Annotated in this window: 1 protein-coding gene; it reads left to right on the top strand. The window is 47.2% G+C overall.

Annotated elements, in window-relative coordinates; all coding sequences use genetic code 11:
* Window positions 1-20 precede the first annotated feature (20 nt).
* A partial coding sequence (locus EXE45_RS21945) for a DUF2254 family protein (RefSeq protein ID WP_369333770.1) occupies window positions 21-373 on the top strand: 353 nt, incomplete at its 3' end.

Below are 373 nucleotides of genomic sequence, written 5' to 3' on the forward strand. Positions count from 1 at the left end.
ACACTACCATTGGAATAGCAATATTTAGCAGCCACACTCCAAATCAACAGACAGCTCGTAGTATTTTGAGCACGCTGGTAAGAGTACAAGCTGGTATCTTCGCGATTGTATTCTCCATCGTCATTTTGGGAGTACGACTCTCTGCCTCACGGTATTCCCCACGGCTTGCGAAGAGTTTCAGCTCAGATTCCACATACCGAGTGACAGTTGGGGTTTTCGCATTTTCTATCGCGATCGACATCTTTGGTCTCTTTGTTGTGGGGGCAGTTTCCGATGCTACCCTTAGAGTCGTACTCGCGTCATCTGGTATTCTAGCGGCTGGCTCATTCGTTTCTCTCTACGGATTTGTGAATCAGATACTAGAGAGAACGAC

It is taken from the genome of Halorubrum sp. SP9, from assembly GCF_005435015.1.
Taxonomy (GTDB): Archaea; Halobacteriota; Halobacteria; order Halobacteriales; family Haloferacaceae; genus Halorubrum; species Halorubrum sodomense.